The organism is Streptomyces sp. NTD91 (genome assembly GCF_059510455.1).
On sequence record NZ_JCAJZW010000003.1, the window covers coordinates 300,779 to 322,932 of the forward strand.

General features: G+C 72.3%; 14 protein-coding genes. 9 read left to right on the forward strand and 5 right to left on the reverse strand.

Annotated features, from left to right (window positions below; translation table 11 throughout):
* Positions 1–30 precede the first annotated feature (30 nt).
* Both AC5WRT_RS05915 and AC5WRT_RS05920 read right to left on the reverse strand, forming a co-directional pair.
* Entirely contained in the window at positions 31–1,254 is a 1,224-nt protein-coding gene (locus tag AC5WRT_RS05915; RefSeq protein ID WP_496096110.1) for a L,D-transpeptidase, read from the reverse strand.
* 163 nt (positions 1,255–1,417) lie between these two features.
* Positions 1,418–2,641, reverse strand: a complete 1,224-nt coding sequence (locus tag AC5WRT_RS05920) for a L,D-transpeptidase (RefSeq protein ID WP_496096111.1) — start codon at positions 2,639–2,641, stop codon at positions 1,418–1,420.
* 284 nt (positions 2,642–2,925) lie between these two features.
* Between AC5WRT_RS05920 and glgX the strand changes: the two genes are divergently transcribed.
* Positions 2,926–5,181 carry a glycogen debranching protein GlgX gene (gene glgX, locus AC5WRT_RS05925; protein ID WP_496096112.1) on the forward strand — a complete coding sequence of 752 codons (2,256 nt, stop codon included), beginning with the start codon at positions 2,926–2,928 and terminating at the stop codon, positions 5,179–5,181.
* Between the two features lie 314 nt (positions 5,182–5,495).
* Here the strand turns inward: glgX and AC5WRT_RS05930 are convergent, their stop codons facing one another.
* From AC5WRT_RS05930 to AC5WRT_RS05940, 3 genes are all read right to left on the reverse strand, one after another.
* Positions 5,496–6,020, reverse strand: coding sequence for a hypothetical protein (locus AC5WRT_RS05930; RefSeq protein ID WP_496096113.1), 525 nt, complete (start codon positions 6,018–6,020; stop codon positions 5,496–5,498).
* A gap of 284 nt (positions 6,021–6,304) precedes the next feature.
* Positions 6,305–8,167 (reverse strand): ABC transporter ATP-binding protein, encoded by a 1,863-nt coding sequence (locus tag AC5WRT_RS05935; protein WP_496096114.1) that lies wholly within the window; start codon positions 8,165–8,167, stop codon positions 6,305–6,307.
* Positions 8,164–9,975 carry an ABC transporter ATP-binding protein gene (locus AC5WRT_RS05940; RefSeq protein ID WP_496096115.1) on the reverse strand — a complete coding sequence of 604 codons (1,812 nt, stop codon included), beginning with the start codon at positions 9,973–9,975 and terminating at the stop codon, positions 8,164–8,166. Before AC5WRT_RS05940 ends, AC5WRT_RS05935 begins: the two co-directional genes overlap by 4 nt.
* A 209-nt stretch (positions 9,976–10,184) precedes the next feature.
* Between AC5WRT_RS05940 and AC5WRT_RS05945 the strand changes: the two genes are divergently transcribed.
* The 8 genes from AC5WRT_RS05945 (at position 10,185) to AC5WRT_RS05980 (ending at position 21,955) form a co-directional block, all read left to right on the forward strand.
* Positions 10,185–11,105: an ABC transporter ATP-binding protein gene (locus tag AC5WRT_RS05945; RefSeq protein WP_496096116.1), complete on the forward strand. Its 921-nt coding sequence runs from the start codon at positions 10,185–10,187 to the stop codon at positions 11,103–11,105.
* Positions 11,102–11,836 carry an ABC transporter permease gene (locus AC5WRT_RS05950; protein ID WP_496096117.1) on the forward strand — a complete coding sequence of 245 codons (735 nt, stop codon included), beginning with the start codon at positions 11,102–11,104 and terminating at the stop codon, positions 11,834–11,836. Before AC5WRT_RS05945 ends, AC5WRT_RS05950 begins: the two co-directional genes overlap by 4 nt.
* 25 nt (positions 11,837–11,861) lie before the next feature.
* Entirely contained in the window at positions 11,862–13,115 is a 1,254-nt protein-coding gene (locus tag AC5WRT_RS05955; protein WP_496096118.1) for a sensor histidine kinase, read from the forward strand.
* Positions 13,105–13,749 carry a response regulator gene (locus AC5WRT_RS05960; protein WP_496096119.1) on the forward strand — a complete coding sequence of 215 codons (645 nt, stop codon included), beginning with the start codon at positions 13,105–13,107 and terminating at the stop codon, positions 13,747–13,749. Before AC5WRT_RS05955 ends, AC5WRT_RS05960 begins: the two co-directional genes overlap by 11 nt.
* A gap of 409 nt (positions 13,750–14,158) precedes the next feature.
* On the forward strand, positions 14,159–15,883 hold the full coding sequence (locus AC5WRT_RS05965; protein ID WP_496096120.1) for an ABC transporter transmembrane domain-containing protein: 1,725 nt from the start codon (positions 14,159–14,161) through the stop codon (positions 15,881–15,883).
* Positions 15,880–17,700, forward strand: a complete 1,821-nt coding sequence (locus tag AC5WRT_RS05970) for an ABC transporter ATP-binding protein (RefSeq protein ID WP_496096121.1) — start codon at positions 15,880–15,882, stop codon at positions 17,698–17,700. Before AC5WRT_RS05965 ends, AC5WRT_RS05970 begins: the two co-directional genes overlap by 4 nt.
* 319 nt (positions 17,701–18,019) lie before the next feature.
* The gene (locus AC5WRT_RS05975; protein WP_496099993.1) at positions 18,020–20,065 is read left to right on the forward strand and encodes a M4 family metallopeptidase; all 2,046 of its coding nucleotides are present in this window, start codon (positions 18,020–18,022) and stop codon (positions 20,063–20,065) included.
* Between the two features lie 240 nt (positions 20,066–20,305).
* Complete coding sequence (locus AC5WRT_RS05980) at positions 20,306–21,955, forward strand: M4 family metallopeptidase (protein ID WP_496096123.1); 1,650 nt, start codon at positions 20,306–20,308, stop codon at positions 21,953–21,955.
* Positions 21,956–22,154 lie beyond the last annotated feature (199 nt).

Genomic DNA, 22,154 nt, shown 5'->3' on the forward strand with positions numbered 1-22,154 from the left:
ACAGCACCGGGCCCGTACGTCGCTCGGGGCTCACTTCGTCCAGTCCGCCCACGACATGTTCCAGCCGTTGAAGCCGTTCGCCGGGTCCACCGTGCGGTCGTGGGAGTTCTTCACGATCACCACGTCGCCGATGATCGAGTGGTTGAACATCCAGGCCGCCGGAGTGGAGCTGTCGTAGCCGCCGCGCACGTCGCGCAGGCCTACGCAGCCGTGGCTGGCGTTGTAGTTGCCGAAGGCGTCGCCGCCCCAGTAGTTGCCGTGCAGGAAGGTGCCGGAGGTGGTCAGGCGCATGGCGTGCGGGACGTCCTTGATGTCGTACTCGCCGCCGTAGCCGACCGTCTCGCCGTTCATGCGGGTGACGGTCAGCTTCTCGCTGATGACCATCTGGCCGTTCCAGGTGTCGTATCCGGGCTTGCCGGTGGTGACCGGGAGGGTCTTGACGACCTTGCCGTCCTGGGTGACCTTCATCGTGTGCTTCTTGGCGTCCACGACGGAGACCTGGTTGCGGCCTATCGTGAACGTGATCGTCTTGTGCTGCTTGCCGTAGACGCCGTCGCGGCCCTCGACCCCGTCGAGATTCAGGTCGACGGTGACCCTGGTGCCTTCCTTCCAGTACTTCTCCGGGCGGAAGTCCAGGCGGTCGTTGCCGAACCAGTGGCCCTCGACGTCCACGGCCGGCTCGGTCCTGATCCTGATGGCCTTCTCGACGGCACCGGGACGCGTGATGCCCCGGGTGAAGTCGACGGAGAACGGCATGCCGACGCCGACGGTGGAACCGTCCTCGGGGGTGAAGTAGCCGAGGAAGGTGTTCTTCGGGGTCAGGGTGGTGAACGTGGAGTCCTCGGCGGCCTCGCGGCCCGCGGAGTCCTTGGCGACCGCGTGCACCGTGTACTTGGTGGACGCGGCGAGATGGGTCGACGGCGTCCAGGAAGTGCCCCCGCCGGTGATGCTCCCGGCGACCGCGCCGCCCTTGGCGTCCTTGACGGTGACCTCGGTCAGCCTGCCCCTGGCGACGTTCACCTTGAGCGCGCCGCTGGTGTCGACGCCGGTGGCACCGGACTTGGGCGAGATGGTGACGGTGGTGGTGGACTGCTGCTTGCCCTGCTGGGTGCTGGAATCCTTGCCCGTGCCGTCGGCCCCCTTGCCGCCGCCTCCGCCGCAGGCGGCGAGGGCGAGCACGAGGGCCCCGGATATGAGCGCCAGTCCCCCACGGCCCCGCCGTCCCGCCGCCGACGCCCCCGATTCAGGCCGCATGTTCAAGTCGTTCTCCCCTCGCCGGACCTGGCCGGGCCCGCTCCCCACCACACTGGTGCGCGCATATTAACCGCCTGGTTTTGAGCGGGGTGTCAGGCAAATGTCACCGTTCCGTCGCAACTTGGCCGCCGCACCGCCGCCCGGTCCGAGGCCCCTCACCTGGTTACTTCTCCGCGCTGCCCGCTTTCCATTCGTTCCAGCTCATGTTCCACCCGCCCAGACCGTTGTCGGGGGCGACGGTCTTCTCGTCGCTGCCCACGACTTCGACGACGTCACCGACGAGACTCCGGTCGAAGAACCAGCCGGCCGGGGTGGCCGATCCGCCGCCCTTGACGTCCCTGAGGCCCACGCAGCCGTGGCTGACGTTGATGTGCCCGGGGGCGTCCGGCGACCAGTAGTTGCCGTGCACGAAGGTCCCGGAGTCGGTGAGCCGCAGGGCGTGCGGGACGTCGGGGATGTCGTACTCTCCGCCGAACCCGACCGTGCGGCTGTCCATGCGGGTGACCTCCAGCATGGCCATCACCACCATCTTGCCGTTGTACGTGGGGTTCTCCGGGGCGCCCGCAGTGATCGGCACGGTGGCGAGCAGCCGGCCGTCCCGCCGCACCTGCATGGTGTGCCGGGCCGCGTCGACCAGGGAGACCTGGCTGCGGCCGACCGTGAAGGAGAAGGTCTTGTCCTGCAACCCGTAGACACCGGGCGCCCCCTGGACGTCCCGCAGGTTCAGGTCGACGGTGACCTCGGTGCCCGGCCTCCAGTACCGCTCGGGGCGGAAGTCGAGCCGGCTGCGGCCGAACCAGTGCGGGCGGATCTCGACACCGGGTCGCGCGGTGACGCGTACGGCGCGTTCGACGGCGGCGCGGTCGGCGATCTCGTGGCTGAACCTCAGGGAGACGATCATGCCGGTGCCGACCACTGCGCGGTCCTCGGGGGTGACGTAGCCGATGAACCGCGCGTCGGGGACGAGCGTGGTGAAGGTGGTGTGCCGGGCCGAGCGGCGGCCGGCGGAGTCCAGCGCCACCACGTCGACGGTGTACGCGGCGGCGAGCGCCAGCCGGTCCTCGTCCGGCCGCCACGTCGTGCCCTCCGCGCCGATGCGCCCGGGGACCGGGAAGTCCTGCGCGTCCTGCGATCTGACGACGGTCACCTTCTGCAGGCGACCGCCGGGCACCCGGATCCGCAGCCGCCGGCCGGGGCGGACGGCCCTGCTGCCGTCGTCGGGGGTGATGTGGATGACGTCCTCGGGTGCCGGTCGGCTGCCGGGCGCAGCGTCGAGACCGAGCGGTCCCGAGCCCCCCGACGAGCATCCTGCCAGCAGTGCCGCCCAGGTCAGTACGGCGGCCAGCGCGGCTCCCACGCGCCGCGCGCGTCCTTCTGCATGCCTCACGCGGACTCAACGACCACGCACGCTCCGGGGAAACGTGAGTGCGACGCACGCACTGGGCAGAACAGAGGGAAGGACCACACGCTGGGGAGCCGCCGCGCCCGCGCGGCAGGGGCGCCCTCCGGATCGGATCGGCTGAAAGGGACGACAGAGCGCGATCCGGAGGGCGCCCCGGCCGTGGGGGCGCAGCCGTACCGGGCGGGCCGGGCGCCGTGGGACGCGCCCGGCCCCTCCGGGCGGCCGGTTGCGCCGCCCCGGGGCCGAGCCACTGAAAGAGGGGCCGACAGGTGACGAGCGCAGCCGAGCAGCGGGCACCGGCCGGGGAGCCGGCCGCCGGGACCGGGCATCGGCCGGCCGTGGTGAACGGCGCCCGGCGCGCCACGGTGCCGGCCCCGGTGGTGTGGCCGGGCGCCCCGACGCCCCTGGGGGCCCGGTTCCGGGTCGGCCCGGACGGGGTGGCGGGCACCAACTTCGCGCTGTGGGCGGGCGGGGCGCAGGCGGTCCGGGTCTGCCTGTTCGACGAGCGGGGGCGGGAGACGCAGATCCCGCTGACCGAACTGACGCACGAGATCTGGCACGGTTTCGTGCCCGGCGTGATGCCGGGGCAGCGGTACGGCTACCGGGTGGACGGCCGCTGGGACCCGTGGACCGGCGCCCGCTGGAACCCGGCCAAACTGCTGCTCGACCCGTACGCGCGGGCGGTGGACGGTGAGTTCGGGCGCCTGCCGCCGGAGGTGTACGGGCACGTCCGGGACTGGCCCGAGCAGTACGTCGCCGACACGGTGCGCGACGACCGGGACTCGGCGCCGTACGTGCCGAAGGGCGTCGTCGTGCACGACGACGACGACTGGTCCGACGACCGGCGGCCCAAGACGCCCTGGGCGGACTCGGTGATCTACGAACTGCACGTGCGCGGCTTCACCAAGCTGCATCCCCGGATCCCCCGGGAGCTGCGCGGCACGTACGCCGGCCTCGCGCACCCGGCGGCGATCGAGCACCTGGTGAAGCTGGGCGTCACAGCCGTGGAGCTGCTGCCGGTCCACCAGTTCGCGCACGAGGACCACCTGCTGCGCCGTGGCCTGACCAACTACTGGGGCTACAACTCCATCGCCTACTTCGCCCCGCACGCCGCCTACGCCGCCTCCGGTACGGCGGGCCAGCAGGTCGGCGAGTTCAAGCGGATGGTGTGCGCGCTGCACGCGGCCGGCATCGAGGTGATCCTCGACGTGGTCTACAACCACACGGCGGAGGCGGACGAGCTGGGCCCCACGCTGTCGTTGAAGGGCATCGACAACCGCGGCTACTACCGCCTCCAGGACGACGCCCGCCGGTACGCCGACTACACCGGTTGCGGCAACACCCTGCACGTCGTGCGGCCCCAGGTGCTGCGCCTGATCACCGACTCGCTGCGCTACTGGGTGACGGAGATGGGCGTGGACGGCTTCCGGTTCGACCTCGCGGCGGCGCTGGCCCGCTCGATGCACGACGTCGACATGCTCTCCCCCTTTCTGGCGGTCATCGCCCAGGACCCCGTGCTGCGCCGGGTCAAGCTGATCGCCGAACCGTGGGACATCGGCTCGGGCGGCTACCAGGTCGGCGCCTTCCCGCCGCTGTGGACGGAGTGGAACGACCGCTACCGGGGCGCCGTACGGGACTTCTGGCGGCACGCCCTGCCGGACGTCCGCGAGATGGGCTACCGCCTGTCCGGCTCCAGCGACCTGTACGCCTGGGGCGGGCGGCGCCCGTACGCCTCGGTCAACTTCGTCACCGCGCACGACGGGTTCACGCTGCGCGACCTGGTGTCGTACGAGCGCAAGCACAACGAGGCCAACGGCGAGGGAAACCGCGACGGCACCGACGACAACCGCTCCTGGAACTGCGGGGTCGAGGGCGAGACGGACGACGCGCCGGTCCGGGCGCTGCGCCGCCGCCAGCTGCGGAACCTGCTGACGACGCTCCTGCTGTCCACCGGGGTGCCCATGCTGGTGGCCGGCGACGAACTCGGCCGCACTCAGCGCGGCAACAACAACGCCTACTGCCAGGACAACGAGATCGGCTGGCTGGACTGGTCGCTGCTGGACGACCCGGCGTGGCGGCCCCTGTTCGACCTGGCCTCCCGGCTGATCGCCCTGCGTCACCGGCATCCGGTGCTGCGCCGCCGCGCCTTCTTCTCCGGCCGCGCCCACTCGGCGGACGGGCTGCGCGACCTCGCCTGGTTCACCGCCCGGGGCGCGGAGATGACCGAGGGCGACTGGTACGCCCCCGCCGCCACGCTCGGCATGTACCTCTCCGGCCGGGACATCCCGGGCCGCGACGAGCGGGGCGCCCCGGTCACCGACGACAGCTTCCTCGCCGTCCTGCACGCGGGTGAGGAGGCGACGGGTTTCGTACTGCCGGGGCAGCCCTGGGCGGACCGGTACGAGGTGGTCGTGGACACCTCCCGCGAGGACCAGGCGGAGGCTCCTGGTGCGGTCCATCCGGCAGGAACTCGGATCACGGTGCCGGAGCGGTCGGTGCTGCTGCTGAGGGTGGTCTGCCCCTGAACCCCAGCCGTGCGTACACGGATCACGCTCAGCCGGTGCGGCGTTCCCCGCCCACCATGGCCTTCTCCTGGTGGAGGCAGCCGGCAAGAAGGGGGACCGTGGGGATGGAGCAGGGTCGGGCCGTGAGCACGACGCTCACCGGCGCGCACCGCCACCGGACCGAGGCGCCGTCGCGCTGCGCCGCCCGAGCATGCCGCGGGTGTGCGCCCTGCTCGGGATCGCCGCGCTCGCCTCCCGGTCGTACGCGGGGTACGCGCCGTTCGAGCCGGGGGTGCCGTGACCCGGCGCGGACCGGTGCCGGGTCACGGCCCGGCTCAGCTCAGGCCGAGGCTGGACAGGGCGGTCGTCCAGTCGGTCACGATGGCGGCCTGCGCGTCGGAGAGGCTGACCTCACCGGCGCAGACGGCCTTCTTCAGCTTGTTCTCGACGGTGTCCTTCTCCGACGAGGTCCCGTCGCCGTAGTGGGGCTCGGGCCAGAGGTTCTCCTGGCTCCTCGGGGCGCCACCGAGTTCGAGCGGGACGAAGTGGTCCTCCTCGTAGTCCGAGGGGCTGGTGTCGGCGTAGCCGTACTCGGCGATCTGCTGGATCTTCAGGGCGCTGGTGTAGGAACTGGGCGGCCGTACGGTCGCGGTCCAGCCGGAGACGCAGATGGTCGAGTCGACGGTGTCCTGGGTGACGTCGGGATTCAGGGCGCCGGGTGTGCAGGCCGGGTCGGGCAGGGGGAGGTAGTCCTGGCTGCAGCTCGCGGCGTGCGCGGAGCCGGTGGTGAGGGTGAGGCCCGCGGCGGCCAGGGCGAGGACGGAGAGAGTGGTCACCAGGGGGCGCGGTGTTCGGGACATGTGGGGGTCTCCCGGTGCGGTGCCCGGCAGAGGTCCGGGCGGTCATGAGCATGACAGCACCGGGATCGTCTATGCGAGTAGACCCCTTTGCCGGACCGGGAGCCGCTTTGATTGAACGTTTATTCATCGGAGGGCAGCGGGAGACGGGGCCTTGGGACGGCCTTGACGGCGGGCCCGCACCGGGGCCCACCGGGGCCTCCGGCAGGGCGTGACAGCCCGTCGAACCCGCACAGTCAACCGCGTGAACACCCGTTGAACCCGCAGCCTACGGTGGCCCCTCCCCGCTACACCAGACTGTCCCGCCACGCCCTGTGCAGATCCGCGAACCGGCCCGTGCCGGCGATCAGTTCCTCCGGCCGGCCGTCCTCCACGATCCGGCCGTGCTCCATCACCAGCACCCGGTCGGCGATCTCCACGGTCGACAGCCGGTGGGCGATCACCACCGCCGTACGGCCCCGCAGCACCGTCGCCATCGCCCGCTGCACGGCACGTTCCCCCGGGATGTCCAGGGAACTGGTCGCCTCGTCCAGGATCAGCACCGCGGGGTCGGCGAGCAACGCCCGTGCGAACGCCACCAGTTGGCGCTGTCCGGCCGAGATGCGGCCGCCCCGCTTGCGGACGTCGGTGTCGTAGCCGTCGGGCAGCGCGCTGATGAACTCGTGGGCGCCGATCGCCTTCGCCGCCCGCTCGATCTCCTCACGGCCGGCGTCGGGCCGGCCGATGGCGATGTTGTCGGCGACCGTGCCGGAGAACAGGAACGCCTCCTGGGTCACCATGACCACACCGCGCCGCAGTTCCGGTACGGGCAGCTCGCGCAGATCGACCCCGTCGAGCAGGACCCGGCCGTCGGTGGGGTCGTAGAAGCGGGCCAGGAGCTTGACGAGCGTGGACTTGCCGGCGCCCGTGGAGCCGACCACGGCGACCGTCTGCCCGGCGGACAGGGTCAGATCGAAGCGGGGCAGCACCTCGCCGCCGGTGCGATAGCCGAACCTGACCCCCTCGAAGACGACCTCGCGGCCCGGGAAGCCCCCTTTCGTCGGCGGGAGTTCGCGCGGCACCGCAGGCTCCGGCACGGACGGTGTCTGCGTCAGCAGCCCCGCGATCTTCTCCAGGGAGGCGGCCGCCGACTGGTACGAGTTCAGGAACATCCCCAGCCGGTCGATCGGGTCGTACAGCCGCCGCAGGTACAGCACCGACGCCGCCAGCACGCCCAGCTCCAGCGAGCCGGACGCCACCCGGTAGGCGCCCCACAGCACGATCCCCGCGACCGCCGTGTTCGCCACCAGCCGGGAACCGACCACATAGCGGGCCATCTCCAGCAGGGCGTCGCCGTTCGTGCGTTCGTGCCGCCGGTTGAGCACGGCGAACTCGGCCTCGTTCGCGGCCTCCCGGCGGAAGGCGCGCACCGGGCGGATGCCGTTCATCGTCTCCACGAACTTCACGATCACCTTCGCGATCGCCGTGGACCGCGCCCGGTACACCCGCCCCGCCCTGCGCCGGTAGAGCCGGACCAGCAGGTACAGCGGCACGAAGGAGGCCACCGCCACCGCGCCCAGGCCGAGGTCCAGCCACAGCAGCATCGCCGAGATGTAGACGAAGGACAGCACGACGGTCACCAGCTCCTGCAGACCGTCGTTGAGCAGCTCGCGCAGCGACTCCACGTCCGTGGTGGAGCGGGAGATCAGCCGGCCGGACGTGTACCGCTCGTGGAAGTCGATGCTCAGCGCCTGCGCGTGCCGGAAGATCCGGCCCCGCAGATCCAGCAGCACGTCCTGGCTGACCCGTGCGGACGCCCCGATGAACGCCGACTGCAGCGTGCCGGAGAGCAGCGCGCACAGCAGATAGCCGACGGCCACCGCGATCAGCGGGCCGTGCCGGTGGGCCTGGAACGCGGGCACGGCGTTGTCGATGGCGTACGCCACCAGCAGCGGGCCCGCCTGCACCGCCGCCTGCTGGAACAGCAACAGCAGCGTGGTCACCACCACGCGTGCCCTCAGCGGTGTGAGCAGGGAGCGCAGCAGGGCGGCCGTGGCGCCGGGCGGGGCAGGCAGGACGTCCCGGTCGAAGACGTCGCCGCCGTCCCCGTCCCGGTGCGGGGGGAGTTCGTCGTCCTCGGCGGCGGGGGTGGAGACGGTCGAGGTCGTCAACGGGAGGCCTCCCTGTCCCCGGCGTACGCGGGTTCGCCGGACATCAGGTGCGCATACTCGGCGTTGGTGCGCAGCAGTTCCTGATGGGTGCCGACGGCGGCGATCCGGCCGCCCGAGAGCAGGGCGACCCGGTCCGCGAGCAGCACCGTCGACGGGCGGTGGGCGACGATCAGCGCGGTGGTGTCCGCGAGGACCTGGCGCAGCGCGGCCTCCACGGCGGCCTCCGTGTGCACGTCCAGGGCGGACAGCGGGTCGTCCAGCACCAGGAACTCCGGTCTGCCGACCACGGCGCGGGCCAGCGCGAGACGCTGGCGCTGGCCGCCGGAGAGGCTGAGGCCCTGTTCGCCGACGCGGGTGTCGGTGCCCTGCGGGAGGGCGTGCGCGAACTCGGCCTGCGTGACGGCGAGCGCCCGGTCGAGGTCCGGCCTCCCGGCGCCGTCCGGGGCTCCCATGAGGACGTTCTCGCCGACGCTCGTGGAGAACAGCGTGGGTTCCTCGAAGGCGACGGCGACCTTCGTGCGCAGTTCCTCGCGGGGCATCGCCGTGATGTCGACGCCGTCCAGGGTGATCCGGCCGGAGGTGACCTCGTGCAGGCGGGGAACGAGGGCCGTGAGCGTCGTCTTCCCGCTGCCGGTCGCTCCGACCAGGGCCATGGACTCGCCGTGGCGGACGTGGAGGTCGACGCCGGTGAGGAGGGGCGGGGAGCCGGGAGGCGCGTCGGGGTAGCGGAACGAGACGTTCTCGAACCTGAGTCCGCGGTTGCCGCCGGCCGGGCGGGCGGCCGTGCCGGAGGCGCCGGCCGGGGCCGCACCTGCCTCCGGCACCTCGTCCATCACCTCGAAGTACCGTTCCGTCGCCGTCGCCGCCTCCTGGCTCATCGCCAGCAGGAACCCGATGGAGTCCACCGGCCAGCGCAGCGCGAGCGCCGTACTCAGGAAGGCGACCAGCGTGCCCGCGGACAGCCCGCCGTCGGCCACCCGGACCGCGCCCAGCACCAGCGCCGCCCCGATGGCGAGTTCGGGCAGGGTCACGATGACGCCCCAGATCACCGCCAGCAGGCGCGCCTTGCGCAGCTCCGTGCCGCGCAGGGTGAGCACCATTTCGCGAAACGCCCGCGCCTGGCTGCGGTGCCGGCCGAAGCCCTTGATGATGCGGATGCCGAGCACGCTCTCCTCGACGACCGTGGTCAGGTCGCCCACCTGGTCCTGCGCGCGCCGCGCCACCAGCGCGTACCGCCGCTCGAAGACCGCGCAGGTCCACATCACGGGGACGGCCGGACCGAGGATGACCAGCCCCAGCACCCAGTCCTGCATCAGCATGATCACCACGCCGACGAGGATCGTGACCCCGTTGACCAGCAGGAACGTCAGCGGGAAGGCGAGGAACATCCGCAGCAGCATCAGATCTGTGGTGCCGCGAGACAGCAGCTGGCCGGATGCCCAGCGGTCGTGGAAGGCGACCGGCAGCCGCTGCAGACGGCCGTAGAGGGCCGCCCGCATCTCCGCCTCGACGTGCGACAGCGGACGGGCCACCAGCCAGCGGCGTATGCCGAACAGCAGCGCCTCGGCGATTCCGAGCAGGAGCAGATACAGCGCGCCGAGCCACACTCCGGCCGGGTCCCGGTCGGCGACCGGCCCGTCCACGATCCACTTCAGGACGAGCGGGATCACCAGCCCGGTGCAGGAGGCGACGATCGCGACGAACGCGGCCGTGAACAGCCGCGCCCGCACGGGGCGGACGTACGGCCACAGCCGCAGCAGGGTACGAACGGCGGAGCGGTCCTCGGTGGTTGCACGTGTCGTGGGCATCACTGGCGAGCGTACGGACCGGCACTGACATCGCCCACCGAGTTTCGGCCGGACCGGCGTCGGTCGCCGGTCCTACGACCTGCGGGTCCGGCCCGTCGTACGACGCCGTCGCGCGCGGGGTCGTAGCCGGGCATCAACCGATCGGACGATGCGGCTTCGAGCGGGCCGGCCGATGTGCCGGACCCCCCGCGCCCGGGATTCTCGTCAGCATGCCACCTGTCATCGAAGTCACCGATCTGCGCAAGTCGTACGGCGACCGGGCCGTGGTCGACGGGATCACCTTCGCCGTCGAGGAGGGCGAGATCTTCGGGATCCTCGGCCCGAACGGCGCCGGCAAGACCACGACCGTGGAATGCGTCGAGGGGCTGCGGGTCCCCGACGCCGGCCGGGTCCGGGTCGCCGGCCTGGATCCCGTGGCCGACCACGACGAGGTCACCGGGATCCTCGGCGCACAGCTCCAGCAGAGCGAGTTGCAGCCCAAGCTGACCGTACGCGAGGCGCTGGAGCTGTACGCCTCCTTCCATCCGGACGCGGCCGACTGGCGGCCGCTCGCCGAACGCCTCGGGCTCACCCCGAAGCTCGGCACCCGCTTCGCCAGGCTGTCCGGCGGGCAGCGCCAGCGGCTGTTCATCGCGCTCGCCCTCGTCGGCAAGCCGCGCGTCGTCGTGCTGGACGAACTGACCACCGGCCTCGACCCGCGCGCCCGCCGCGACACCTGGCAGCTGATCGAGGACGTCCGCGCGAGCGGCGTCACCGTGCTGCTCGTCACCCACTTCATGGAGGAGGCGCAGCGGCTCTGCGACCGGATCGCGGTCATCGACAGGGGGCGGGTCGCGGCGCTGGACACCCCGGCCGGACTGATCCGCCGGTCGGCGGGCGCCACCGTCATCAGCTTCACCCCGTCGGCCCCGCTGGACGACCACGACCTCGCCGCGCTCCCGGCCATCGCCTCGATCGAGCGCAAGGACGCCCGGATCACTCTCGCCGGCACCGACGAGACCGTGAACGCGGTCGTCACCCTGCTCGCCCGGCACCGCGTGACCGCCCATCAGCTGCGCGTCCTCGACGCGACCCTCGACGACGCGTTCCTCGACCTGACCGACCACCGGACGAAGGAGGGCGCGGCATGAACACCGCCGTCCTGCGTACCGAGTTCCGCCTGTTCCGCCGGGAACCCGGCGCCGTCTTCTGGCTCTTCCTGTTCCCGACCCTGCTCCTGGTGATCCTCGGTTCGATCCCGTCGTTCCGGCAGGCCGACCACTCGCTGGGCGGGCTGCGGCCGGTCGACGCCTACACGCCCGTCGCCGTCCTGATCGCCCTGATCATGTCCGGGGCGCAGTCCCTCCCCCAGGTCCTCACCGGCCACCGGGAGCGGGGCATCCTGCGCCGGATGCGGCTCACTCCCGTACGGCCCTCCGCCCTGCTGTCCGCACAGATGGCGGTGCAGGGCGCGGTGGCGCTGGCCTCGGCGCTGCTCGCGCTCGTCGTCGGCCGGCTCGCCTTCGGTGTGACGCTGCCCAGGCAGCCGGCCGGGTATCTGCTGGCCCTGCTGCTCACGGCCGCGTCGGCGCTCGCGCTCGGCTCGGTCGTCTCGGCGCTGTCCCGGACCACGAAGATCGCGAGCGCGATCGGCTCGGCGGTGTTCTTCCCGATGATGTTCTGCGCGGGCGTGTGGCTGCCGGTCCGGGCGATGCCGCACACGCTTGCGCGCGTGGTGCAGCTCACCCCGTTCGGCGCGGCGGCCCGCGCCCTGGACGAGGCGGCCGCCGGACACTGGCCCGCCTGGGACCGTCTCGGGGTACTCGCCCTGTGGACGGTGCTGCTGACGGCGGGTGCGGTCCGCTGGTTCCGCTGGGAGTGAGCGGGCCGTGCCGGACACTGGGGCCATGACGAACGCCGGGCACCAGCAGCCGCGGGCCTCCTTCGACACGTGGGGGCCCTGGGCCCTGCTGACCGCAGGTGCCGTGGCGGCCGTCATCTCCGCTCCCCTGACCGGGATGGGCCGGCCCGGGAAGGTCGTCGCCGCCGTCCTGGTGCCCGCGGCTGTCGTGCTCCAACTGTGCTGGGGAAGGATGCGGCGCAGGCGGCCGGGACCGAGCCGGGCCGGGGTCTGCCTCTACGCGCTGCGCTGGGCCATCGCCTTCGTGCTGACCTGGGCCAACCCGTTCTTCGCCTTCTACGCCGTGACCGGCTACTACACCGCGGCCCGGGAGCTGCCGCGCCGGCTGGTGCTGCCCGGTCTGTTCCTGACGGCCGTCACCATGGCGGGCAGCGAGATCGGGGGCTGGCCGCCGCACGGGCCGATCCTGTGGCTCGGCTTCGTCCTGGTCCTGGCCGTCAACATGGGCATGGTCAGTGTGTTCACCCGGTACACCGAGCAGGAGCAGGAACGCTCCCGTGTCCAGGCCGACACCATCGCCGAACTGGAGCGCACCAACACGGCGTTGCAGCAGGCCCTCGACGAGAACGCGGCGCTGCACGCCCAACTCCTCGTCCAGGCACGGGAGGCGGGTGTGGCCGACGAGCGGCGCCGGCTCGCGGCCGAGATCCACGACACCATCGCACAGGGTCTGACCGGGATCATCACCCAGCTCCAGGTCGTCGCGAACGCCCCCGACCTGGACACCGTCCGCACCCACCTGGAGCGCGCTTCCGCGCTCGCCCGGCACAGCCTGGGCGAGGCCCGCCGCTCGGTGCACAACCTGGCTCCGGTCGCCCTCGCCGTCGACGGGCTGCCGGAGGCACTGAAGAAGACGGTCGACGAATGGGTCGAGCGTACCGGCGTTCACGCCGGGTTCACCGTCACCGGCACCACCGAGCAACTCCACGACGAGGTGTCCGCCACCTTGCTGCGCATCGCCCAGGAGGCCCTGTCCAACGCGGCCCGGCACGCCCACGCCACCCGGGTCGGGGTCACCCTGTCCTTCATGGGCGACGAGGTCTCGCTCGACATCCGCGACGACGGCACCGGCTTCGACCCGGCCGCCGTGCCCGAGCGCACCCGTCCCGCCGGCGGCTTCGGCCTGTACGGCATGCGGACCCGCGCCGAGCGGATCGCGGGCTCCCTCACCGTCGAGTCGGAGCCGGGGCACGGCACAGCGGTGTCGGCTCGCGTACCGTTGGTCCGCGATGACCGCTGACCCCGTGATCTCCCTGCTGATCGTCGACGACCACCCGGTGGTCCGCGACGGCCTGCGCGGCATGTTCGAGTCCGCGCCCGGCTTCCGGGTGCTCGGGGAAGCGCCGGGCGGCGTCGAAGCCTTGGCCCGGGCCGCGGTCCTGGATCCGGACGTGATCCTCATGGACCTCCGCATGCCCGGCGGCTCCGGCGTGGAGGCGATCCGCGAACTGGCCCGGCGCGGCGCCCGCGCCAAGGTCCTGGTCCTCACCACGTACGACACCGACTCCGACACCCTGCCCGCGATCGAGGCGGGCGCGACCGGCTACCTCCTGAAAGACGCGCCGCGCGACGAGCTGTTCGCCGCCGTCCGCGCGGCCGCCGAGGGCCGTACGGTGCTCTCCCCGGCCGTCGCCTCCCGCCTGGTCCACGCGGTCCGCGCACCCCGCGGGCCCGGCGCCGAGCCGCTGTCCGCACGCGAGCGCGAGGTGCTGGCCCTGGTGGCCAAGGGCACGTCGAACCGCGAGATCGCCCGCGAGCTGTTCATCAGCGAGGCGACGGTGAAGACCCACCTCACCCATCTGTACGCGAAGCTCGGCGTCAACGACCGTGCGGCGGCGGTGGCGGTGGCGTACGACCGGGGGATCCTCGGCTAGGGGTTTTCGTCCGGACCGGGCCGGACAGGCCGCGGCGACCGGTGCGGTGCAGCGCAACGCGGGGGATCACCCGCGTACTGGACGTACCGGGGTGGTCCGACGACGCGGCGAGGCGCCGTGCCGGACGCCACGGACCCGGGCCGATCCGGACGAGACCCCCTGGTGCGCCAGGTCGGGGATACTTCGTCAGGTCACAGGCCCGCGTGGGGCCTTCGGTTCTCCGACGGCCCGACGCCACCCGGGGCAGGCCGGCCTCGTCGAAGTCGGCGGCCACGGAAGGAACTACCGAAAGACCTCCGACTCACGTCACCAGGTCCTGCGCACCCGCTCGGGTTTATTGGCTGGAGCGGCCGTCCCCGGACCCGATAGGTTCGACGTCTCCCAGCGGGGCGAGCCGATCGGGGGATGGATGATCGACGCGTACGAGGATCCGGGCACGCCCGACGCGCGCGGCGGCTGGCGCTATCTGTGGTGGCTGGTGCTGCGCCAGCCCGGCCGGTCGGCGGCCGGGGCGCTGCTGGGCAGCGTGTGGATGGTGCTGCTGGCCGCGCAGCCGTACCTGATGGCGCGGGCCGTGGACGAGGGACTGGTGCCGGGGCGGCTGGGGGTGCTGGCCGCCTGGTCCGCCGCGATGTTCGTGGTCGGGGCGTTCAACGCCTGGCTGAGCATCATGCGGCACCGCACGATGACCCGGGTGCGGATGGACGCCTATTTCCGCACGGTCAAGGTGGTCGTGGGGCATGTGGTGCGGCTCGGGGCCGCCTTGTCGCGCCGGGCGGGGGCCGGTGAGGTGGTGACGATCGGGGTAGGCGACGTCCACACCATCGCCTCGTCGCTGACCGTGGTCGGTCCGGGCGTCGGCTCGGCCGTGGTCTATCTGGTGGTGGCCGGACTGCTGCTGGCGATCTCGGCGCCGCTCGCCGTCGTCGTCCTGCTCGGGCTGCCGGTGCTCGCCCTGGTCACCGGCCCGCTCACGCTGCGGCTGCAGGGCGCGGAGAGCGCCTACCGGGAGCGGCAGGGCGTGCTCACCGCGCGCATCGGCGACCTCGCGGGCGGGCTGCGGGTCCTCAACGGCCTCGGCGGGAAGCGGCTGTTCGCGGACGCCTTCCGGCAGGACTCGCGGCGGCTGTGCGCGCAGGGCTACCGGGTGGGCGCGGTGGCCAGTTGGGTGCAGGCGCTCGGCGTGGGCCTGCCCACCCTGTTCCTGGCCGTGGTGACCTGGCTCGCCGCCCGGCTCGCGGCCCAGGGTTCCATCACCATCGGCGAGTTGGTGTCGGTGTACGGCTATGTCGCCGTGCTGATCGGGCCGGTGGCGTTCTTCGTGCAGATGACCTACGACCTGAACCGCGGCGTGGTGGCCGCACGCCGGGTGGTACGGCTGCTGGCGCTGGAGCCGGAGCCGGACGAGGGTACGCTGCCGGCCCCCGAGGGCCCGGCCGAGCTGCACGATCCGGCGTCCGGGGTGCGGGTGGCGCCGGGCCGGCTGACCGCGCTCGCCGCCGCGCGGCCGGCCGAGGCCGCCACCGTGGTCGACCGGCTCGGCCGCTTCGGGCCGACCGACGCCACCTGGGGCGGGGTACGGCTGGACGCGGTGCCGCTGGCGGACGTGCGCGGGCGGATCCTGGTCGCGGACAACGAGGCCGACCTGTTCGCTGGACCGCTGCGGGAGGTCGTCGCCGCCCAGCGCTCGGTCAGCGAAGGTGAATGGGGGCGCGCGCTGTTTGCGGCGGCCGCCGAGGACGTCGTCCGCGCGCTGCCGGAAGGGGCCGACTCGCCGGTGTCCGGCCAGGGCCGCAGCCTCTCGGGCGGCCAGCGCCAACGGGTGCGGCTGGTGCGGGCGTTGCTCGCCGACCCCGAGGTGCTGCTCGCAGTGGAGCCGACCACGGCGCTGGACGCGCACACGGAGGCGACGGTCGCCCGGCGGCTGCGGGACGCCCGCGAGGGCCGTACGACGCTCGTGACCTCCACCTCGCCGCTCATGCTGGACCGCGCCGACACGGTCGTGTTCCTAGTCGACGGCAAGGCCGCGGCGAGCGGCCCGCACCGTCGGCTGCTCGCGACGGAACCGGGCTACCGGGCACTGGTGGCCCGGGACACGGAAGGGGCCACGGACACGGAGGAGGTCGTACGGTGACGGCGGCCGAGGGGCTCCTGCCGGTCGCGGACCGGCGACGGGTGCGGCGCGCGGCGCTGCGGCTGGTGCGGGCCGACGGGCGGGCGTTCGCCGCCGCGCTGCTGGTGAACGCGTTGGCGGCGGGCGTGGGGCTGGTCGGTCCGTGGCTGGTCGGGCGGATCGTGGACGACGTGCGGGCCGGGCAGGGGGCCGACGCGGTGGACCGGCTCGCGCCGTGGATCCTGCTGTGCGCGCTGGCCCAGTTGCTGCTGGCCCGCTGGGCGCGGTACGTGGGGTACCGGTTCGGGGAACGGACGCTGGCCCGGGTGCGCGAGCAGTACGTCGAGCGGGTGCTGACGCTGCCCGCGTCGGTGGTGGAGCGGGCCGGCACCGGCGACCTGACCGCACGCGGTACGGCGGACGTGGCGATCGTCGGCACGACCCTGCGGGACGTCGGCCCGGAACTGCTGGTCGACACCGTGCAGGCGCTGTTCGTGCTGGTGGCGGTGTTCGCGCTCGACCCGCTGCTCGGGGCGTTCGGGCTGCTCGGGCTGACCCCGATCTGGCTGGCGCTGCGCTGGTACCTGCGGCGGGCCCGGGACGGCTACCTCGCCGAGGGCGCCGCCACCTCCCAGGTCGCGGAGATCGTCGCCTCGACGGCGACCGGGGCCCGGACCGTCGAGGCGTTCGGGCTGCGCCGGCGGCGGATCGCGGCGAGCCGGGACGCACTGGAGGAGTCCCGCCGTACCCGCTTCTACACGCTGTTCCTGCGCACGGTGTTCTTCCCGGCGGTCGAGGTGACGTACAGCCTGCCGGTGGCGGGCGTGCTGTTGCTCGGCGGCTGGCTGCACCAGCGGGGCGCGCTCGGGGTCGGCGCGGTGGTGGCCGCGGCGCTGTATCTGCGGCAGTTCACCGAGCCGCTGGACCAGATCCTGATGCGGGTGGAGCAACTGCAGAGCAGCAGCGCTTCGTTCGCCCGGGTGGAGGGGCTGGCGGGCCTGCCGGGCGGGGAGGACGCCGGGCGGGAGCGGGGGGCGCCGGGCGGTGACACGGCCGGCCCGGCGCAGGCAGCCCCCGGCACCACTGCGGTGCCGGTGGACGACCGCATCGACGTGCGCGGGGTCCGGTACGCCTATGAGCGCGGCGGTGAGGTGCTGCGCGGCGTGGACCTGACGGTACGGCCCGGGGAACGGCTCGCGGTGGTGGGCCCGTCCGGGGCCGGCAAGACCACGCTGAGCAGGCTCCTCGCGGGCATCGACCGGCCCGGGACCGGGACGGTCACGGTGGGCGGGGTGCCGGTCGCCGAACTGGAGCCGGAGGTGCTGCGCCGTCAGGTGGTCCTGGTGACCCAGGAGCACCACGTGTTCCTCGGTACGGTCCGCGACAACCTGCTGATCGCCGAGCCGGAGGCCACGGACGCCGACCTGTGGGGGGCGCTCGCGGCGGTCGGCGCCGACGACTGGGCCCGTGAGCTGCCGGACGGCCTGGACACCCGGCTGGGCGCGGGCGGCAGGTCAGCCGACGGTTCCCAGGCCCAGCAACTCGCCCTGGCCCGGGTCGTGCTGGCCGACCCGCACACCCTGATCCTGGACGAGGCGACCGCGCTGCTGGATCCCACGACGGCCCGGCACGCCGAACGCGCCCTCGCCGGCGTTCTGGAGGGCCGTACGGTCATCGCCATCGCGCACCGCCTGCACACGGCCCACGACGCCGACCGGGTGGCCGTCATGGAGAACGGCCTCCTGACGGAACTGGGCAGGCACGAGGACCTGGTGACGGCCGGCGGCGCGTACGCGGCACTGTGGCGGACGTGGCACGGGGACACAGCGGAGAAGTAGGCTCCGGCCCCCACTCCGACCGCCGTGCCCGACCGCCCTGTCGGACTCCTGTCGGCCCATCCGGGCGACCAGTTCGTATAGCGGACATGAACATCCGATCAACGAACCATTTCCGGCCATATTTGTGACGCGCTCCTGACAGCTCTGCCGGTCCCCTGCCACTCTGCCAAAGCCGGCTCACAGCAACCCCACAGCCCCACCCGCTCCGCTGGGCCGGCCTGCACATGGTTCCGCGTACCGCCCTGCTCTGCCCGGACGACCCAACTCACCGTCCGGTCTCCCCGGCCGCGCGACCCGCGGCCCGCAGAAGGAGTCAGTGTTGAGAAGCAGTTCCTCTCGCAGACGCACCCCCCACACCCCGCGTCGCGCCGCCACCGTCGCCCTCGCCGGCGTCGCCGCCCTGCTCGCCGCCGCCGTCCAGTCGGGCGCGGCCCAGGCCGCTCCGGCGAAGCCCCGGCCCGGCCGGATCGACGGGGCCCACACGGCTGCGGTGCTCACGCCCTCGCAGCGCGTCGCGCTGATACGCCGGGCCGACGCCACCAAGGCCGCCACCGCCCGCTCCCTCGGCCTCGGCGCCCGGGAGAGGCTGGTCGTCAAGGACGTCGTCAAGGACCGCGACGGCACCCTGCACACCCGTTACGAGCGCACCTACGCCGGCCTGCCGGTGCTCGGCGGCGACCTGATCGTGGACAGCAACAAGGCCGGCAAGACCATGGAGGTCGTCAGGGCCGACCGCGCCGCCCTGAAGGTCGCCCGCCTCACGCCGTCCGTACCGAGGGCCGCCGCCGAGAAGCAGGCCGTACAACGGGCGAAGGCCCGGGGCGGGACCCGGTCCGCCGCGGACAGCGTGCGCAAGGTGATCTGGGCGGCGAAGGGCAAGCCCGTGCTCGCCTACGAGACGGTCGTCGACGGCCTCCAGGACGACGGCACCCCGAACCGGCTGCACGTCATCACCGACGCCACCACCGGCAGGAAGCTCTTCGAGTACCAGGGCATCGAGACCGGTGTGGGCAACACGCGCTACAGCGGGCAGGTGTCGCTGACGACGACCCGGTCGGGCTCGACGTACACGCTGACCGACGGCACGCGCGGCGGCCACAAGACGTACAACCTCGACCACGGCACGAGCGGCACCGGAACGCTCTTCTCCCAGAGCAGCGACACCTGGGGCGACGGCACCGACTCCGACGCCGCCACCGCGGGCGCGGACGCCGCCTACGGCGCGCAGGAGACCTGGGACTTCTACAAGAACACCTTCGGCCGCAGCGGCATCCGCAACGACGGCGTCGGCGCCTACTCCCGCGTCCACTACGGCAACTCGTACGTGAACGCCTTCTGGGACGACAGCTGCTTCTGCATGACCTACGGCGACGGCTCCGGCAACACCCACCCGCTGACCTCGCTCGACGTCGCCGGACACGAGATGAGCCACGGCGTCACCTCCAACACCGCGGGCCTGAACTACAGCGGGGAGTCCGGCGGCCTGAACGAGGCCACCAGCGACATCATGGGCACCGGCGTGGAGTTCTACGCCGACAACAGCTCCGACCCCGGTGACTACCTCATCGGCGAGAAGATCGACATCAACGGCGACGGCACCCCGCTGCGCTACATGGACAAGCCCAGCAAGGACGGCTCCTCGGCGGACAGCTGGTACGACGGCGTCGGCGACCTCGACGTGCACTACTCGTCCGGCGTCGCCAACCACTTCTTCTACCTGCTGAGCGAGGGCAGCGGCGCCAAGGTGATCAACGGCGTCAGCTACGACTCGCCCACGGCGGACGGCCTTCCGGTCACCGGCATCGGCCGGGACAAGGCGCTGCAGATCTGGTACCGGGCCCTGACCACCAAGTTCACCTCCACCACCGACTACGCCGATGCCCGCACCGGCACCCTCGCGGCGGCCGGCGAGCTGTACGGGACCTCCAGCGCCGAGTACAAGGCCGTGCAGGACGCCTGGGCGGCCGTGGCGGTCGGTTCGCGCTCCGACGGCGGAGGAGGCGGCGGGGGCGGCGGCACGACGTACGAGAGCAACACCCCGGTCGCCATTCCGGACAACGGACCGGCCGTCACCTCCAGCATCACGGTCTCCGGCAGGAGCGGAAACGCGCCGGGCAACCTCCAGGTGAGCGTCGACATCACGCACACCTGGCGCGGTGACCTGGTGATCGATCTCGTCGGCCCGTCGGGCGCCGCCTACCGCCTGAAGAACTTCAGTTCCTCCGACTCGGCGGACAACGTCAAGCAGACCTACACGGTCAACGCGGCCGCCGAACCGGCCAACGGAACATGGACGTTGCGGGTGCAGGATCAGGCCACCTACGACACCGGAACGATCAACGGCTGGAAGCTGACGTTCCCGTAAAGCGGCCGCGAAAAGCCCGGAAACAAGGCGCCGTCCGAGGGTCCGGCACCCTCGGACGGCAGCGGTTAACACGCCCGCAATGTTTCTCGGCCAGTCGCCTTTCGGCCAACATCACTTGAGGGTCCTGACATGTACGCGCCCTTAATGCCACTCTTCCCTCACCCGCCGCAGAGCTTCACCCCACACCTCCGGGCCAGTACCCCCACGCCGGACCGGACTCCCCCACCCAAAGGAGCTTGCGTGACCCCCCGCTACGCGCGTCACAGGCGCACCACCCTGGTCATCGCCACCGCCGTCGCCGCCGGAGCCCTGCTCTCCACCGGCCTCGCCACGACAGCGACCGCCGCCGCCAAGAGCAGCCGGCCCCTCGCCGCCGCCCCCGCCTCGCTGTCCGCGGCCGCCCGCACCGCCCTGATACAGAAGGCGCAGTCCGGCGCCGCCGAGACCGCCCGGCAGCTGGGCCTCGGCGCCAAGGAGCAGCTGATCGTCAAGGACGTCGTCAAGGACGTCGACGGCACCGTCCACACCCGCTACGAGCGCACCTACGCGGGCCTTCCGGTGCTCGGCGGCGACCTCGTCGTCCACACGGCCGAGTCGGGCAGGACCGAGGGCGTCACCAAGGCGACCAAGGCGACCATCAAGGTGGCCTCGCTCAAGCCGCAGATCTCCGCCGCCAAGGCCGAGAAGCAGGCGGTGTCCGCGGCGAGGACCCTGGGCTCGGCCGAGTCCACGGCCGACGGCGCCCGCAAGGTGATCTGGGCCGGCTCCGGCAAGCCCGTCCTGGCCTACGAGACGGTCGTCGGCGGCCTGCAGGACGACGGCACCCCGAACCGGCTGCACGTCATCACCGACGCCGCCACCGGCAAGAAGCTCTTCGAGTACCAGGGCGTCGAGAACGCGACCGGCACCGGCAAGACCCTGTACTCCGGCACCGTCGGCCTCAACGTCAACCTGTCCGGCTCGACGTACCAGCTGTACGACACCACGCGCGGCGGCCACAAGACGTACAACCTGGCCCGCAAGACCTCCGGCACCGGCACCCTGGTCACCAACTCGACCAGCACCTTCGGCACCGGCACCGCCTCCGGCTCCTCCTCCGACAAGACCGCGGCCGCCGACGCCGCCTACGGCGCGCAGGAGACCTGGGACTTCTACAAGAACACCTTCGGCCGCAGCGGCATCCGCAACGACGGCGTCGGCGCCTACTCCCGCGTCCACTACAGCAGCAACTACGTCAACGCCTTCTGGGACGACAGCTGCTTCTGCATGACCTACGGCGACGGCTCCGGCAACACCCACCCGCTGACCTCGCTCGACGTCGCCGGACACGAGATGAGCCACGGCGTCACCTCCAACACCGCGGGCCTCGACTACAGCGGGGAGTCCGGTGGTTTGAACGAGGCCACCAGCGACATCATGGGCACCGGCGTGGAGTTCTACGCCGACAACGCCTCCGACCCCGGTGACTACCTCATCGGCGAGAAGATCGACATCAACGGCGACGGCACCCCGCTGCGCTACATGGACAAGCCCAGCAAGGACGGCGGCAGCGCCGACTACTGGTCCTCGTCCGTCGGCAACCTGGACGTCCACTACTCCTCGGGCGTCGCGAACCACTTCTTCTACCTCCTGGCGGAGGGCAGCGGTTCGAAGACGATCAACGGGGTGTCGTACAACTCGCCGACCTACAACGGCTCCAAGGTCACCGGCATCGGCCGCGCCAAGGCGCTGCAGATCTGGTACAAGGCGCTGACGACGTACATGACGTCGACGACCGACTACAAGGCCGCCCGTACGGCGACCCTGAACGCGGCGTCCGCGCTGTACGGCTCCGGCAGCACCGAGTACAACGCGGTGGCGGCGGCCTGGTCGGCGGTCAACGTCGGCTAGTGCCGCGGCAGGCAACGTCTGCCCGTCAAGGAGCGGCGTCCGGTGCGTGCTCTCGGCGTGCCGGGTGCACGCCCTCGTACTGGAGGTACTCGGGTTTGTCCCCGGTGCGGCGAGTGGGGGCACCTCCCACGCCCTTGAGGCAGTGGGGGAGCGTGCCGGACGTCGCGACGGGGCGAACGTCGCCTGTTGGGGCACTAGG